The sequence below is a fragment of the Ketobacter sp. MCCC 1A13808 genome, from assembly GCF_009746715.1.
In the GTDB taxonomy this organism is placed as follows: domain Bacteria; phylum Pseudomonadota; class Gammaproteobacteria; order Pseudomonadales; family Ketobacteraceae; genus Ketobacter.
This window is the reverse complement of sequence record NZ_VRKW01000003.1, coordinates 454,059-469,143: the sequence shown is the minus strand read 5'-3', so window position 1 is coordinate 469,143 and position 15,085 is coordinate 454,059. Positions and strand designations below refer to the sequence as shown.

General features: G+C 42.7%; 17 protein-coding genes. 16 read left to right on the top strand and 1 reads right to left on the bottom strand.

Going from position 1 to position 15,085, the window contains the following annotated elements:
* Nucleotides 1-165: 165 nt before the first annotated feature.
* A complete protein-coding gene (locus tag FT643_RS08915; protein WP_156871025.1) occupies nucleotides 166-792 on the bottom strand; it encodes an START domain-containing protein in 627 nt (208 codons plus the stop codon).
* Between the two features lie 195 nt (nucleotides 793-987).
* Between FT643_RS08915 and FT643_RS08910 the strand changes: the two genes are divergently transcribed.
* The 16 genes from FT643_RS08910 to FT643_RS08835 all read left to right on the top strand — a co-directional run bounded on the left by FT643_RS08910 (nucleotide 988) and on the right by FT643_RS08835 (nucleotide 14,686).
* Entirely contained in the window at nucleotides 988-1,368 is a 381-nt protein-coding gene (locus tag FT643_RS08910) for a phosphopantetheine adenylyltransferase (protein WP_156871024.1), read from the top strand.
* Nucleotides 1,369-1,653: 285 nt separating this feature from the next.
* A complete protein-coding gene (locus FT643_RS08905) occupies nucleotides 1,654-2,265 on the top strand; it encodes a macro domain-containing protein (RefSeq protein ID WP_156871023.1) in 612 nt (203 codons plus the stop codon).
* A 113-nt stretch (nucleotides 2,266-2,378) separates the two neighbouring features.
* Nucleotides 2,379-3,914: a P-loop ATPase, Sll1717 family gene (locus FT643_RS08900; RefSeq protein WP_156871022.1), complete on the top strand. Its 1,536-nt coding sequence runs from the start codon at nucleotides 2,379-2,381 to the stop codon at nucleotides 3,912-3,914.
* A gap of 130 nt (nucleotides 3,915-4,044) precedes the next feature.
* Complete coding sequence (locus tag FT643_RS08895; RefSeq protein WP_198043424.1) at nucleotides 4,045-5,151, top strand: ParA family protein; 1,107 nt, start codon at nucleotides 4,045-4,047, stop codon at nucleotides 5,149-5,151.
* Between the two features lie 3 nt (nucleotides 5,152-5,154).
* A complete protein-coding gene (locus FT643_RS08890; RefSeq protein ID WP_156871021.1) occupies nucleotides 5,155-5,817 on the top strand; it encodes a RelA/SpoT domain-containing protein in 663 nt (220 codons plus the stop codon).
* Nucleotides 5,818-5,948: 131 nt separating this feature from the next.
* The gene (locus FT643_RS08885) at nucleotides 5,949-7,481 is read left to right on the top strand and encodes an IS1182 family transposase (protein WP_156871020.1); all 1,533 of its coding nucleotides are present in this window, start codon (nucleotides 5,949-5,951) and stop codon (nucleotides 7,479-7,481) included.
* A gap of 188 nt (nucleotides 7,482-7,669) precedes the next feature.
* Complete coding sequence (locus FT643_RS08880; RefSeq protein WP_317621978.1) at nucleotides 7,670-8,053, top strand: GFA family protein; 384 nt, start codon at nucleotides 7,670-7,672, stop codon at nucleotides 8,051-8,053.
* Between the two features lie 87 nt (nucleotides 8,054-8,140).
* Nucleotides 8,141-8,800 carry a hypothetical protein gene (locus FT643_RS08875; RefSeq protein WP_156871019.1) on the top strand — a complete coding sequence of 220 codons (660 nt, stop codon included), beginning with the start codon at nucleotides 8,141-8,143 and terminating at the stop codon, nucleotides 8,798-8,800.
* 522 nt (nucleotides 8,801-9,322) lie between these two features.
* Complete coding sequence (locus FT643_RS08870; RefSeq protein WP_156871018.1) at nucleotides 9,323-9,967, top strand: AbiU2 domain-containing protein; 645 nt, start codon at nucleotides 9,323-9,325, stop codon at nucleotides 9,965-9,967.
* Nucleotides 9,968-10,113: 146 nt separating this feature from the next.
* Nucleotides 10,114-10,563, top strand: a complete 450-nt coding sequence (locus tag FT643_RS08865) for a DUF2778 domain-containing protein (RefSeq protein ID WP_156871017.1) — start codon at nucleotides 10,114-10,116, stop codon at nucleotides 10,561-10,563.
* Between the two features lie 522 nt (nucleotides 10,564-11,085).
* On the top strand, nucleotides 11,086-11,349 hold the full coding sequence (locus tag FT643_RS08860; protein ID WP_156871016.1) for a BrnT family toxin: 264 nt from the start codon (nucleotides 11,086-11,088) through the stop codon (nucleotides 11,347-11,349).
* On the top strand, nucleotides 11,339-11,593 hold the full coding sequence (gene brnA / locus FT643_RS08855) for a type II toxin-antitoxin system BrnA family antitoxin (RefSeq protein ID WP_156871015.1): 255 nt from the start codon (nucleotides 11,339-11,341) through the stop codon (nucleotides 11,591-11,593). Before FT643_RS08860 ends, brnA begins: the two co-directional genes overlap by 11 nt.
* A 639-nt stretch (nucleotides 11,594-12,232) precedes the next feature.
* Nucleotides 12,233-12,595 (top strand): GFA family protein, encoded by a 363-nt coding sequence (locus FT643_RS08850; RefSeq protein WP_198043423.1) that lies wholly within the window; start codon nucleotides 12,233-12,235, stop codon nucleotides 12,593-12,595.
* 99 nt (nucleotides 12,596-12,694) lie between these two features.
* Nucleotides 12,695-13,045, top strand: coding sequence for a DUF2200 domain-containing protein (locus tag FT643_RS08845; RefSeq protein WP_156871014.1), 351 nt, complete (start codon nucleotides 12,695-12,697; stop codon nucleotides 13,043-13,045).
* A gap of 663 nt (nucleotides 13,046-13,708) precedes the next feature.
* Nucleotides 13,709-14,104, top strand: coding sequence for a hypothetical protein (locus FT643_RS08840; RefSeq protein ID WP_156871013.1), 396 nt, complete (start codon nucleotides 13,709-13,711; stop codon nucleotides 14,102-14,104).
* A 126-nt stretch (nucleotides 14,105-14,230) separates the two neighbouring features.
* Nucleotides 14,231-14,686, top strand: coding sequence for a GNAT family N-acetyltransferase (locus tag FT643_RS08835; protein WP_156871012.1), 456 nt, complete (start codon nucleotides 14,231-14,233; stop codon nucleotides 14,684-14,686).
* The last annotated feature ends 399 nt before the right edge of the window (nucleotides 14,687-15,085 follow it).

Here is a 15,085-nt window from a genome sequence, read left to right as displayed (position 1 = left end):
GATTATGGGGTTCAGCGTGGGGCGCAATGTCCAAATTTGTGCGGCAATACCATTTTCCGAATTCACGGTGCTGCTGTGGCTGGAGTGGCTTTTATCTCATATTTGTCTGACTTCCATTTAATACCGGCTAATCGGGAACTGAAAGTTCACGATTAGCCCCCTAACTCAAAACCGGTTCGACGCCACCAGCTTTTTCAATCCGTTCAAGGTTTTCACCGGCACTTCTGTGGACAACTGGTTGGTTAGCCAGGTTGGCAATTCGCCACCGGGATCAGCGTGGCCAAACGTACGCACTCGGGTTTTACCGTCGTCCAGCGGGGTTAACTCCCAAATCACCGTGGCCTCCTCAATACGGATGTGCTTATCCTTGGGCGCAAGAATGTCGCGAGTGGCGACACCCACAGCGTGAATCACTTTGGTTTCCGGGTCCTGATTCCAGGTTATCCGCGCCAGGGTGTCCCGATCTTTCACGGGGAACGGCATATCACTTGAGGTATAAACCAGATCCACATTCGGGGTTTCCCGGGAAACGCGATAAGACTGACCGCACCGATAAACCCATTTGGCGCAGGTTTGCGGGTTTCTGATGATCGCCACCAGATCATCAACATGGGCATCGACTACGGTAACTGCCAGATAGGCCCGATGCTCCGACTCCGGCACCGTGGCGGTCAACACCCGTATATCGTCATTCTCCTTTTTCAGCTTCCAATCCAGACTGTCGATTTCAATAATGGCGGCGCTGGCCCACTGGGCACACAGCAAAGCGAGTACAACAAGTAATGATTTCATGAAGGCATCCTCGGCGAATTAAATGGTTTCAAATAGATATACGAAACCCACACCGAAAAAGTTGCACCGGAAAGCGCAACGCAAACTGTGAAAATTACCTATTGGTCCGCCTCCCCCGAATAGGACGCGTAAGAGGTAATTGGCTGCGCGCCCGGCGTTCGCTATATTCGGTTGAAATACAGAGGAGAATCCACAATGGAAAAGCTAATCACGGCCCTGCTGGTGCTAGCAGGGATCATTCACCTATTACCCGTTCCCGGTGTGCTGGGTGCGGAACGGCTGTCTGCGTTATATGGAATTTCCCTGGCAGAGCCCAATATCGACATATTGATGCGCCACCGCGCCATCTTGTTCGGCATTCTTGGCCTGTTCCTGCTCTACGCCGCATTCCAGCCATCACTACAAACCCTGGCCATGGTGGCCGGTCTGATCAGCGTGGTGTCCTTCATTGCCATCGCGTGGTCGGTCGGCGGATATAATGAATTCATTCAAAAAGTTATCTTCGCTGATATGGTGGCAACCATCGCGCTTGTTGCGGCAGCGGTGATTCGAGCCATCGACCCGACATCGAGTTAACCAGACTGATTTAACGAACATTTATGGTTTTCAACTGGCGCCATTGTGGCTATTATTTAATGCGCTGAGTAAGTGTTGTCCAGCCGTTTTCTACTTCTAGGGGATCACGGTGGTTTGTTGAATCTTTAGTTATTACATTGAAAATGGATAGATCGATTCGGGTCGCTAATTGATGTGGTTTAATGCTGCGTTTAATTGTGGTCTGGGTGTTTTGTATTGGGGTTATTGGGTGGATATGGGGATTTTGGGGGTTGAATATAATGTTAAACATCTGGAGAGATCACTTTGAAAATTATTCTTACAGCTTTTGATGATGCTCTTGAAGATGCATGGAATAAATTTTGTGGAAATCTGGATTGTGTCGAGGTATATCGGGGCTCAATTCTGGATGTTGCGTGCGACGCTGTTGTAAGTCCGGCCAATAGTTACGGCTATATGGATGGCGGAATTGATATGGTTTACAGCAAACATTTTGGTTGGGGTGTCCAGGAGCGTCTACAAACTGTCATTAAGACGGACCATCGAGGCCAGCTTTTGGTGGGGCAAGCTCAATTAGTGGAAACTGAAAACAATTTGATTCCCTATCTAATTTCAGCACCGACTATGCGAGTACCACAAACACTGCACAATTCCGCAAATCCATACTTGGCAATGCGAGCCATTTTGATTCTTATTGCCCACGGCGAGTATGGTGGTGTTCCCGTTTCTGAGATGATCGAGACTGTAGCAGTTCCTGGCTTGGGAACTGGAGTAGGAGAAGTTCATCCCGTGGTTTGTGCCAAACAGGTGCAGTTTGCGATCAAGGAAGTTGTTTACCACAAAGCAGAGTTTCCAGATTCATGGCTCAGTGCGCAGGCGTTACATTACGACTTAGTGCAGGAACCGCGAAATGCTTAACAAGTCAAGCCACATGGACGCCAAAACCGCTGCGCGGTTTCGCCGCCAGTGCTTGAAACGTTAGGCTCACGTTTTAATCTGAATCTTTCAGTAAAGATCTAGAAGGAAAATTGATGAATATACTAGATTGGGTTGATGTAGGTAAGGTATCAGCAGAACGAGATGACTTGCTGTCAGAATACTTTTTTGATAATGGTGTTTTAAAAAGCGTAATAGAAAGTCCCTCTTCATTCTTAGTGTTAGGAAGAAAAGGCGCAGGAAAGACGGCGGTTTTTAAACACCTATCAGACAATAAAAATAAATTCATAGGTGAAGATGACATGCTAATTCCCCTGTCCTTTGAGGATTACAATTGGAATGTTCATGCCTTATTAGTTGATGAAAATAAAGCTCAATCTTTAGCATATAAGCAGTCCTGGAGATTTGTAATATTAATTGAATGTATCAAGGCATTCAGAGAGTGGTTTATCCAACACGGCAAGAAAGTTCCTGAGCAGCTTGAAAATGCAAATAAGCTACTGGAAAAACTATTTGATTCACCTGTTCCATCAATATCACAGCTTGTTGGCAGAAAGCTACTGTCACTTTCTGGTATTTCTCTACCAAAAGGTGGGCTAGATCTAGAGGATGGTGGCCTGGATTCGATTAATGTTAGTGGTGGCAATGTATCTTTTGATGATGTTAAGAAAGATAGATCTCTCCAGCAGCACCTATCAGAAAATATAGAAAATCTAATCAGGTATTTGGATGCAGTATTAACGAACATAGTATCTGATTGCCCAAATATTTATATTTGCTTTGATCGTGTAGACGAGGCCTGGGATGATGTGTCTTATGATTCTTCTAAGCGAGTTATAGCTGGTCTAGTATCGGCAAGCGACTCTATCACTGCACAATACAATGGACTTATAAGACCTATAGTTTTCTTACGAGAAGATATATTTGATGTATTAAGCATTAATGATGCGAATAAACTTAGAGAGGACTGTGGAGCATTGCTCCATTGGGCAAAGCCATCATTAGCAAACCTTATGCTGCGGCGTATTAACTACTATGCCACAAGTAGTGGTGTGGATATGGTTGAAGATCTTGATTCGATGTTCGATAAGAAGGAAATGAGACAAAGAACAAGACCTTTTAATTATCTGTTGAAGCGAACCATGATGAGACCAAGGGATTTAATCTCTATTATGGGGAAAATAATTCAAACAATGAGGGAAAAGGCTGACGATCCGTTTGCAGATGGAAAATTAACTTTTGAAAAACTCGAGGCTGAATCAATATATTCAGCAGAGCCAGGATATTCAGATTGGCTTAAGCAAGAAATATTGGATGAATGGGGAGTTCAAAAACCTGTTATTGTTCAGCTTTTCAATGCAATTCAGAATAATGCTTCTACAAATTTTACTAGTGATGATCTCGCCCGAGAGTTAGAAAATCTAAATATCGATGCAAATAAAAGCGAAGTCTTATCCCACATTAGGTTTCTCTTCGATAATTCGATAGTAGGCTTTAAACTCGGTGAATCGAAAGAATGGCGCTTTAAGTGCTTTTACCCTGCACAGGGATTTTTGGATTCAGATGAGTATCGAGTCCATGAAGGGCTAGTTAGAGCACTGAATTTACGTGAAAACAGAGATCGCGATTAGCCTAACAAATCAAAGCACTCGGACGCAGCAAAGCTGCGCCGGTGTTTGAGGCGTTAGCACACTAGGCGAGTATCAACCTCAAACGCCAGTTATTGGCAACAATGGATAATAAATTTAGAGGAAATTAGCAGTGAAAATAATTTCGGTGTTCAATAATAAGGGAGGTGTGGGGAAAACTACTCTAACCTACCACGTTTCACAAGCGTTGGCTGAAATGGGGAAAAAAGTACTAATTATTGATGCCGACCCTCAATGTAATCTCACTATATATTCTTTGAACCAAGAATATATTCACGACCTTTGGGCCGAAGAGGACGGATTCATAGATGAAGGCTATGAATCATCCAAGAAGAAATGTAACGATGATGAATATGAAAAAATAATATCAAAACCAAGAAGCTTGCACTTCTTGTTAAAGCCAACCGAAGAGGGTACTGGCGACCATGACCGCCTTCCTCCCCCTGCCAACCTAGCTAAAAATTTGGATATTATTCCTGGAAGGCTGACATTACATCTGTACGAGGAGAAAGTTGCAAGCCGTTGGACAGATATCTACAGAGGTGAGCCTCTCGCAATTAGAACCATAACTAAGATTAGGGAGCTATCTGAAAAATATTCAGAACTATACAGTTATGATTATGTGGTAATAGACACGTCTCCAAGTTTAGGTTCGCTTAACAAAGTTATTATTTCAACCGTAGATGGCTTTTTTGTTCCAGCTTCACCAGACTTGTTCAGCCTATATGGAATAAAGAACATCGGTAAAGCGCTGTCTTCCTGGAAAGATGAGTTTAATATTGTCTATAAGCTTATTTCCGATGAAAAAAGACATGCTTTCCCTGAAAGTTTTGTTACCTTCCTTGGGTATACCATTTATAACGCCAAAAGATATGGTGGACTAAATAATAAATGGGATCTCGCTCATGCCCACTTAAATTACGCAAACCAAATACCTGCCATCATTGAAGAAAATATTCAAGAAGACATTAGATCCCATTTGACCCCTGAATTATTGGCTGCACCAATAGGTGGGACTTCAGTTATGCACACGCATAATACATTCCCATCTATGGCACAGCATTATAACAATCCAATGTGGAAAGTTCCGGACTTGCCAAACTTGGAGAAGGAGCACATAAACACGTTGCGTGGCGCAGGCAACAAATATAGAGAAACGAGACGAAGCTATATTGAGTTTTGTGAGGATCTTCTCTCTCGTATTGAGTTATTGGGGTGAGAAATGGACAACCATATAGTAGACGATATTGTGCAGCCCTACGTTGATGAAAAGCACCTATTTGAGCGTTTTATGAATGCTGTGGTAGATACGTTTAGGCTGGAGCCGGAACTAAACAAATACGGAAATCCAATCATTTACACTATTAAAAATCGCTTAAAAGATATTGATCATTTAAAGGATAAAGTTGAAAGAAAGTGGGATGAAAATGACCCGCTAACTCCCGAAAACCTCTTTGAGCGAGTAACAGACTTGGCCGGAGTAAGGGTTTTGCATCTTTATCAAGATCAGTTTTCGAAAATACATGAACTGATAAAGCAGCAAGTGAATAGTGGAGATTGGTTTTTTCGTGAAACTCCCGTCGCTTACTCATGGGACCCTGAATCAAGTAGCTATTTCAAAGAGCTGGGGTTGGAGCCAAAAATTAAAGACTCTTATTACACAAGCATTCATTACGTAGTGATGCCTAAAGAGGGCTCTAATATATGTTGTGAGATTCAGGTAAGGACTTTGTTTGAAGAGATTTGGGGAGAAATTGATCACACTATAAATTATCCACATCCCACAGAAAAAAATACGTGTAAGGAGCAGTTGAGGGTATTGTCAAAACTGGTATCAACAGGCACAAGGCTTGCTGATTCTATTTTCCGGGCTCATAACGAGTAAGGCGCTAACAAAACATTGCACCGGACAAGCCGGTGAATGCGGCGTTCAAGCTGTAGAAAATTAGATTACTGCGGGATTTCACAGGCCAGTTTCATTAAAATAGCCGTATAAACAGTTTATCGGATTCTCGAATGCCCAATTATCTGACCGACAATCTAAATCAAAGCGTATTTCTCGATATAAACTATCTTGATGTGCTGGGTCACAATACTTTCGAATATAGCCTCTATAAGTTACTCACAGAAACACTGGATCTAGCCGAATTTCATCAGCGTTACAAAAATAGTAACGTAGGTCGCAAGGCTTACCCACCTGAATTATTGTTGCGAGTGATCTTCTACGCCTACTATCGCGGAGTGACATCCAGTCGCTCGATAGAAAGGCTCTGCAAAACAGACCTGAAGTTCATGGCGCTTGCAGCGGGTAGGCAACCTCATTTCACCACCATTGCCGATTTTGTCAGTGGTCACTGTGCAGAGATGAAGACGTTATTCCATAAAATTTTGATGATCTGTTGTCAGTGTGGCTTGGTTGGAAGAGAGCATTTTGCCATTGATGGCTGCAAGCTTCCATCGGATGCATCAAAGGCTTGGAGCGGATCGCACAGTGATCTTCGTAAGAAATCAGCCAAACTCAGGCAATCCGCAGAGCGAACCATCGAGCGCCATAAAGCCAACGACAGTGACAAAAGTAAAGGTGATAAAGAGCGCGAGCTTAAGACCATTGATACCCTCATTAAAAGCGCTAATAAGATTGATGAGTTCTTGGGCGTCAGTGAAATGAAGATGGGAACAGGTCGTCGCCCGAAAGAGGTCAAAAGCAATGTGACTGATAATGAAAGCACGAAGATGACCTGTTCTAAAGGTACGATACAAGGGTTTAATTGCCAGGCCGCTGCGGATGAGCTTTATCAAATTGTGGTAGAAGCAAAAGCAGTCGGCGTTGGCCCGGATCACTCTTTATTGAAAGAAATGGTTGAGGGAATTAAGCGAAACTTGTCAGAAGACGTGTTCACTAGCGGCGCATTGTTAACAGCGGACACGGGATATTCCAGTGAAACGAATATGGAATATCTATTCGAAGACGGGATCAATGCGATTGTTCCAGATACGAATTTTAGGCAAAGAGATCCTCGTTTTGCGGAGTCGGAAACGTATCTGGAACAAAAGAAGAACCGACAAGAAACACGAAAAGACAAACGAACACGGGCAGCCACGATTCCGGCTAGTGAATTCAAAGTGAATATGGACAGCAAGACCTGTGTTTGTCCGGCGGGCAAGGAGCTCCTCTATTTAGGTGATGAATTTGAAAGTCCGCGAGGTAACTACATTCGCTTTCGAGGTCGAATTAATGATTGCCGGCATTGCGCATTGCAAACACAGTGCATGAAAAAGCCAATCAAAGAGCAAGGCAGACAAGTCTCCTTTCTGATAAATGGAAAGTCGAAAAGTAGTTATCTGGATCTGATGAAACAAAAGATAGACTGCGAGGAAGGTAAGAAAGCCTACGCAAGACGCATGTGGACGATTGAGCCTGTGTTTGCGAATATCACCAGCAACAAGGGTTTAAATAAAATCACATTGCGTGGTGAAGCCAAGGCAACGGCACAATGGTTAATGTACTGCATGGTGCGTAATATAGAGAAGATGTGGCGCTATGGGTGAAAGCAGCACTTAGACCGGTATATTCGGCCCTGGTGCTGATTTTTAGATAATATCAGTATTTTTATAGGCTGAATTTATAATTCATTCGATCCCTGAAGACAATTTCTCAGATTTTTATTTGGGGGATGATATCAGTGACTAAAGTGTAATTTTCTACAGCCTGGTTATGTATTCTTTAGGAGAGTCCGGTGATTTACGAAGGTAGTTGCCATTGTGGCGCTGTCAAATTTGGGATCGATGCACCTGCTCAAATTGAGGCAGATTACTGCAACTGTTCGGTATGCAAGAAGTCGGGCTTTTTGCATCTGATATTGCCCCTGAGTAAATTCCGGCTGCTGACTGGCTCTGAATCGCTTTCGACATATACTTTCAATACGGGGGTCGCCAAACATACCTTCTGCAAAGTCTGTGGCATCAAGCCTTTCTACACGCCGCGGTCTAATCCAGACGGTATTGATATCAATGTGCATTGTCTTGACACTGAGCCAGAATCCGTAACCATTACCGAGTTCGACGGCAAGAATTGGGAGCAACATGCGCACAAAGTTGCACACAGAAGCAAAGAAACATAACCAGACGTTGCAGTGGATGCTCTACACTCCGCGCTTTCTTGCGCAAGCCAGCACTCCGTTCCGGTCACCACTGAACTTGGCGTCAAGATGAAAGAAATTACGAGACACCATACGGGATTTTTTGAACTCTTTGAACCAACTGCGGAGTTGGTCTATGAGTGCATATTTGAGGAAAAAAGGTCAGAGATATCAGCTATTTTGCAATCGATATTGTTAATCGAAGCTGCTGCGAATTGTTGTATTTTCGATCTTAACTTGAACAAGAAGCTAGGAGATGAGCTAGATAAACTTTCAATTTTTGCGAAATTTGATACATACCTTCTAGTAAAGACCGCTGGCAGTAAATCTCTGAATCGTGGGGATTATCATTGCCAGAATGTAGCCGAGCTAATATCTCTTAGAAACTCAATCGTTCATCCTAAATTATACCGAATGAATTGGCTAGTCGAATCAGATGAGCATGAAAGTAGCACAGGCTACCACCTAAAGACCGATAGGCTTAAAATATCTCAAACTTGCTCAGGGTGGGTTCCAAATGACTCTATCACGGTATTCAAAGCAGTAGTTGAGTTTATTAGTTACTTCTTTATTGATACATGTAATTTAACTGAGCAAAAAACTCGACTTTTATTGCTAACCACGCCAGATGACGATGCCGATGATATATGGGTAGATTCAGTTAGGCTAAGAGCGCTTCAGGATAGGTGCAATATTAAGTTACAGTTATGGGGTGTAGGCGTTGAGTAAACCAAATCTTAACAGGTGGTGCAGTGGACCCAATTACGCTCCGACATTTTTACGGTATCGCTTCGCTCTTTTTACCATAAAAATAGCTCCACTACACTGGCCCACTGACCACGGCGTATGAGCCCTAAGTAGCTATGAGAATCCTACCCATTTTATTTTTAGTGGTTTCCCTAAGTTCGTATGCAACCGATGAAGCTTGGGTCCCCGAGGTAAACTTCAAACTGGAAACCAGTGACTTCTATCAAACGCTTCAATGGGTTTCAGGAGTTGCATATATATTATCTAAATTTCAGGAAACCGGAACAGGAAATTTCTGCGGGGCACCAAAAACATTTGGCTCCAGAGAACTATTGAACTACCTAAACAATGCACATTCTGGTTTAGTAATTACCGCTGAACAAGCAATCGATACAATATACAATGAGCTTAAATCAAAGTACAAATGCGAGTGAAAACTCATAACAAACCGAATCAATCGTTCCCTTCGGTCGCTGGGACGTAAGCAATATGAGAAAAGTATAAATGAGTAAACTTGTAACGTGGAGGAGGTGGTGCTGTAAAATCGAAGAGGAAATATTGATTCCCTATAAGTTCAACAAGCTCGTGGCAGAATCATATTTTGATATAATTAAGCCCCATTTAGACGCTGGCAGGCCAGCTACATTCCACAATTGGTGCTCAGATAATTATGCCATCTCAATACTGCTAGCCCTAAGAAAGTTGACCGACAATGATCCAAGGGTATATAGCGTTCGAAGACTGGTCGGTGATATACAGGCAAACAATAGATGTATTAGAAGAGAAACATATATACGTAGATATCCGAGCCATTTTAGATGCTTGGCCGAGGAAAACTGGACTAAGAATATCTCAGAAAAGCTAGACTACTTACCTAAGAAGATTCCATCTGCCCATCTGGATGAAATAAAGCTCATATCAGAGCGGATGAATGGGATAACAAATAGATTCGTTGCACATCAGAATAGGGCAAAGAACAAGAAATATACTATCCACTTTGATGATGTATATGCAGCGATCAAGCGATTAATATCAATCGCTGCGTTGTACTCAGACCTCGTTGGAAATGCAATTCCAGATGATGATTCAAATGTTTCAGACCCGACAAATTGGGAAAGCATATTTGAAGTGCCATGGCGGGTTCGCTAACAAGCACATGCGTGGGACAAAGTTTCCCGCCGCCGAAAACCCGGTATCGCTGCGCTCATTTTACCCGGTTTTCAGCTCTGGTACACTTTGCCCAGGATGTGAGCGTTAATTGCCCGCGTAGAACATAGCATGAAAGTTTTATCAATATGGAAATTATTTTTGACTTATCTTCAGAAAAAATAATGGTGGCAACATCATCTATAGCTTTTACTTTGCCAGCTACAAGTGGACGTGGAGCGTGCGAGAATAGCGGCTCAAAAAGCTGCTTATTAGCACCATTTGAAGGGCCGATTCCTATTGGGATGTATTTTATAGATCCGAAAGATTTGAGTGATCCTAATTTAATTGGTGATGTTGCTCGGAATTATAGACCAGATTCTCCCGGGGATTGGGGTGACTTTCGAGTTAGGCTGCAACCGCTATCCACAACTAACACTCATGGACGTGATGGCTTTTTTCTCCACGGAGGGAGTTATTCGGGATCTGCTGGTTGCATAGATGTCGGAGGGGGACTTTCAGGAAACTCCAGAACTGACCTGTTGAAAATTGCGATCAAGGCTTCGCCGGGAAATATATTTTTAGAGGTAAGACCATGATTAAGGGATTAACTATCTATTCCGCTGGATTGCTATTCTTGTGCGTGCTCACGGTAACCGTACTCAGATTAGCGATCCCTAATGATCACAGTTACGCTAGTATGGCGCTAATGGTTCTTGTTTTTGCATATCCGTTTTTTGTTAAAGCAAGAGTACTGAATGCATTGTGTTTTGGGGTTGCATACACTTTTTTATTGTCTATTGATTCTATAATGGAGATATGGTGGCTAGGTGGCCCAAAATCGGGTGAATCAGTCGTTCTGCTATTGGTAGCTGGCGCAATTTTGACTGCACTAAATATACTGGGGATCGTAATTTCAAAGCTGCTTAATCAGTTCTTTACTGTAAATAGCAACTAACAATGCGTTGCACGTGGACGCAAACTGCGGGGCGCAGATTTGTGGTTCGCTACGCTCACGTTACCACAAAATCACACCCCGCAGTTTGGGTCAGTGACCTGAGCGTTAAAAGTCTAAAATTATATATTGCCTGCCCCTCCATAAAGGTATATTTTTTATACCTATGTATTCTTTTGAATTTGACCCAAAGAAGAGTGAATCTAACCAGAAAAAGCATGGGATTGACTTTATTCAAGCCCAGGCTGTCTGGCAAGACCCTGATTTTATTGAAATTATGGCTAAGTCACTGGACGAGCCCAGGGCCTTGGTGGTCGGCATGATCGGCGGGAAGCATTGGTCTGCCATTATTACCCACCGTGAGGATAAGGTTCGGATTATATCTGTCAGGCGGTCCCGGGAAGCTGAGGTGGCACTGTATGAAAGCTAAATCACTGGATAAGAAATTCGACGACAACCAATCGGATATCGTCGATGAACTTGATCTATCAACAATTAAACGCCCCAATCTAACTCAGAAGCGAGTCAACGTTGATTTTCCAACCTGGATGATTGAGTCCCTCGACAAGGAAGCTTCACGTCTAGGTGTCACGCGCCAGTCCATTATCAAGGTATGGCTTGCTGAACGTTTGGAGCAATCAACTTTTAACAAGTCAAGAAACCGAACGCAATAAACTGCGCCGGTTCTTGAGGCGTTAGTGTTTTTTACAGCAGTGGCATTTTGGGTTTTGGTTTTCGGAAAGTTCGGCGCATTAAACGGTGGTTCCGGCACGCGGTGTGGTAAAAATTAGCAGCGTGAAATCGAGGCCCCACTATATGGCATCGGCAAGCCGGCTTTTGAATATTTGCCGGCATCTCTATTTGTGTTGTGCCGCTTGCCGATAATTGTCGGCTTCGCCCAGGTGGGAAACTGAAGATCTCTGCCAGTCGTGGCGGCACCGCACAGAGGTTTTTCCAGGTACAGAAAGGCCTATTCGCGTTCTTTCTTTGCGGTGGTAACAACAAGTCAAGAAGTGCTAAAGCGAGTTGTCATTGCCCCGAAACACTAACAAGCTATCTATTTGGTACGCCTTTTGGGCTATATCAATAAACCTCGTATTTCGTGGTCAGTCCACTGAGTATTATGGACAGATGGCGGTAACAATGAATAATTGGGAATTGGCTGAAATCTTTATTGGCTTTCTTGTAGGGCTCGCCTTCTTTCTTCCAGGTGTACGATTGAAATTCGATGTTGAGGTGACAACCAGATAACAAACCGGTGCATCGTGGACCTTATGTTTTCGTATTGACGCCTGAAATGGGGGGATGTGCTTGTGGCTTATTTCGGTAGTTGCCTTTGTGGACAGATTAAATACAAGGTTACGAGTTTTGAAAAGGACATGGCACATTGTCACTGTTCAATGTGCAGAAAATTTCATGGTTCTGCTTTCGCTACATTTGGTGAAGTCAGAGCCGAGAATTTTGAATGGGCGTCTGGCCACGGTAAGTTAAAGAGTTATACGGCACATAATGGAACCGTTCGAAAATTGTGTGACGTATGTGGTTCTAGCTTGATATTCGAATCAGAAGCGTCAAAAAGAGGTGGTGTGCTTGAAATAGCGATAGCTTCCCTTGATGAGGGTTCAGGTTTATTGCCGGTACTTAGAGAGAAAGATGTCAAGTTTGGTGGCAGCTAAAATTAAATTATATTTAGAATGCGAATGCTAGGCCTTCTAACAATCACATGCATTGTGACGCACTTATGTGTGGCGATAGCACTCTAAGGAGATTAAGTGATGCCTAATCACAAAATTTGCTCTATGGCATTCTCAAAAATCTATTCTCTCTATGTCCAAAAGGCAGAGAAGAAAAACAGAACGGAAGAGGAAGTCATTCAAATCATTTGTCGGCTCACAGGTTATAGCTCTGATTGCTTGGCTAATTATGTTGACGGCGAGACTGACTTAGCTACATTCTTTGCCGAGGCACCGACACTTAACCCCAACGTATCTCTCATCAAGGGGGTTGTATGTGGAGTTCGTGTTGAAGAGGTCGAAGATCCACTGATGCGCAAGATTCGATACCTCGACAAGTTAATTGATGAGCTTGCCAAGGGCAAATCAATGGAAAAGATTTTGCGGTCATGAATTGGTGTAGGAGTCAAAGTGCTAACAAATGGCTGCACCGGAATGCTGAGATAGTGAAAATTGAGGATATATGAAAATTGGTGTTGAGCTATCAAGCAGCAGTTACAGCGGTTATGTTTAGGGCAACTATGGGTATGGCGATCTCTCCGATTGTTGGCAAAGTGGCCACATTGGGTGTGGCAGTAGGAGCATCCTACCATGTCGGTGCTGTAATTGGCAGTAGCGCTGTTGCATTAGGGAGAACTTTATCATGTGGCACTAGCATAGCTGATGCTTTAGCGATGGCAAGGGAAAATCAGATTTATGCCTCTTGGTTGGAGGCAGAGCTTTTAAAGCATCCTGAATTTCTTCGGAGTGCAGCATAAATGAAATTGCTCGCTCTAGTTACTACATCGATACTTTTTATTTTGTTCCTTTACTTCTATTTATATGTCAAACCAAGTGAAAAGAGCTTGGTCAGGCGTGGTGTTCTACCTAAGCCAGACGATACAACAATTGAAGACATCAAACGACTCAAGTTGAATGAGAAATATAGTAAATGGGCTTTGATTAGGCTAATGCAAATGCCGGAGTATAAAGACTTACCCCATCATGAGTTGAAGAAAATATTAGATAGGCTTTGAGGCAGCGTATAACAACCATGTCATTGACCCGTGCGGATAAATGAAGAAAAGTCGTCTTGTTACGGCATACTTCGATGACTTCATCGAGGTATTTCTTACTTTTAATGGTGACCGCATTGCACCTAAATTTACTGCACCCTTATTGGTAAAGGGAACCAGCTTTGACCCCATAATATTACGTACTAAACAGGAAATTAGCGACTACTTTCAAGCGTATCTCGATAAGTATAAAAAACTTGGATATGCTAGCTGCTTTTACAGCGATCTCGATATCAAGTGGCTTGGTAACGACAATGCAATGGCAACGCTGGAATGGAGCATGGTAGATAGCTCAGGCGCCATTAAAACTAAGTGGATTGAGTCATATTTATTGACAGTCTCGGATTGCAAAACTGTAGCATACTGCACGATTGATCATGATCTTGAGATCGAGTAAACCTATGCCATGTATGTCACATAACAACAGCAAGCAGTCGGTCGCTACGCTCCCTTGGACAGCCTTGTTGCCCGGCGTTATGCCTGCTTCTAGTTTCTAAGCACTGGCTTGTATATTGAGAAATCCATGAAGATAGTAGTTAACGAGAAAGAATTTCTTGCAGAGTTTATACGACTGAATGAGGAATGGATTTCACATTATTTCGATCTCGAAGAAGTTGATCATAATCTTGCTAGAAATCCAGGAAGGATTATTGATGACGGTGGTTATATATTTTCGATTTTGGAAGGTGAAATAGTGGTTGGGACTTGCGCACTTTTCTTTGAGGGTGAAGGCGTATACGAATTAGCCCGCATGGCAGTCTCTCCTCAGCACCGAGGAAAAGGCTTCGGACGCAATCTGATGGAGGCGTGTTTGAATAAGTTAGCTGAGATTGGTGCGAAAAAGGTATATCTGGTATCAAATACAAAACTGGAATCAGCTATAGCTCTTTACAAATCAAAAGGGTTTATAACAGTTTTTCAAGGAAAGCATCCAGTTTATTCAAGGGCAAATATAGTCATGGAGCTGGCTTTATCATAACAAACGCATACTGGTGGAGCAGCCCTGTTATTGTTAGACCTAACAACTAATGCTTTTAGCGCGGGATATACATACGAAGCAACTAAAAAATGACAAATTTAAATTATGAAATTATCGGCTTGGCATCAATTTGCGCTTATTTAGTAATCTCACATAAGGTATTGTTGATCATTATATCTAAGATGAAATTGCCGAGTGGAGTATTTGAAGATTTAATCCCTATTTTTTTAGTTGTTATTTTGTCTTTTCCGGTCATCTATGCCTATTTTAAGTATTATCCAGAACCTTCTAACCCCTTTACGATAACAGTGATACTTTTTACTGTTGCGATTAATATATTTACAATATTTAGAACAGGCAATCTGTCTTCTGACAATAATATTCGTTAATGAACGGTGG

Bases quoted from the DNA above. Each gene is read 5' to 3' on its own strand.
- FT643_RS08915 (WP_156871025.1), bottom strand. From the start codon at position 792: ATGAAATCATTACTTGTTGTACTCGCTTTGCTGTGTGCCCAGTGGGCC.
- FT643_RS08910 (WP_156871024.1), top strand. From the start codon at position 988: ATGGAAAAGCTAATCACGGCCCTGCTGGTGCTAGCAGGGATCATTCAC.
- FT643_RS08900 (WP_156871022.1), top strand. From the start codon at position 2,379: ATGAATATACTAGATTGGGTTGATGTAGGTAAGGTATCAGCAGAACGA.
- FT643_RS08890 (WP_156871021.1), top strand. From the start codon at position 5,155: ATGGACAACCATATAGTAGACGATATTGTGCAGCCCTACGTTGATGAA.
- FT643_RS08885 (WP_156871020.1), top strand. From the start codon at position 5,949: ATGCCCAATTATCTGACCGACAATCTAAATCAAAGCGTATTTCTCGAT.
- FT643_RS08875 (WP_156871019.1), top strand. From the start codon at position 8,141: ATGAAAGAAATTACGAGACACCATACGGGATTTTTTGAACTCTTTGAA.
- FT643_RS08870 (WP_156871018.1), top strand. From the start codon at position 9,323: ATGAGTAAACTTGTAACGTGGAGGAGGTGGTGCTGTAAAATCGAAGAG.
- FT643_RS08865 (WP_156871017.1), top strand. From the start codon at position 10,114: ATGGAAATTATTTTTGACTTATCTTCAGAAAAAATAATGGTGGCAACA.
- FT643_RS08860 (WP_156871016.1), top strand. From the start codon at position 11,086: ATGTATTCTTTTGAATTTGACCCAAAGAAGAGTGAATCTAACCAGAAA.
- brnA (WP_156871015.1), top strand. From the start codon at position 11,339: ATGAAAGCTAAATCACTGGATAAGAAATTCGACGACAACCAATCGGAT.
- FT643_RS08845 (WP_156871014.1), top strand. From the start codon at position 12,695: ATGCCTAATCACAAAATTTGCTCTATGGCATTCTCAAAAATCTATTCT.
- FT643_RS08840 (WP_156871013.1), top strand. From the start codon at position 13,709: ATGAAGAAAAGTCGTCTTGTTACGGCATACTTCGATGACTTCATCGAG.
- FT643_RS08835 (WP_156871012.1), top strand. From the start codon at position 14,231: ATGAAGATAGTAGTTAACGAGAAAGAATTTCTTGCAGAGTTTATACGA.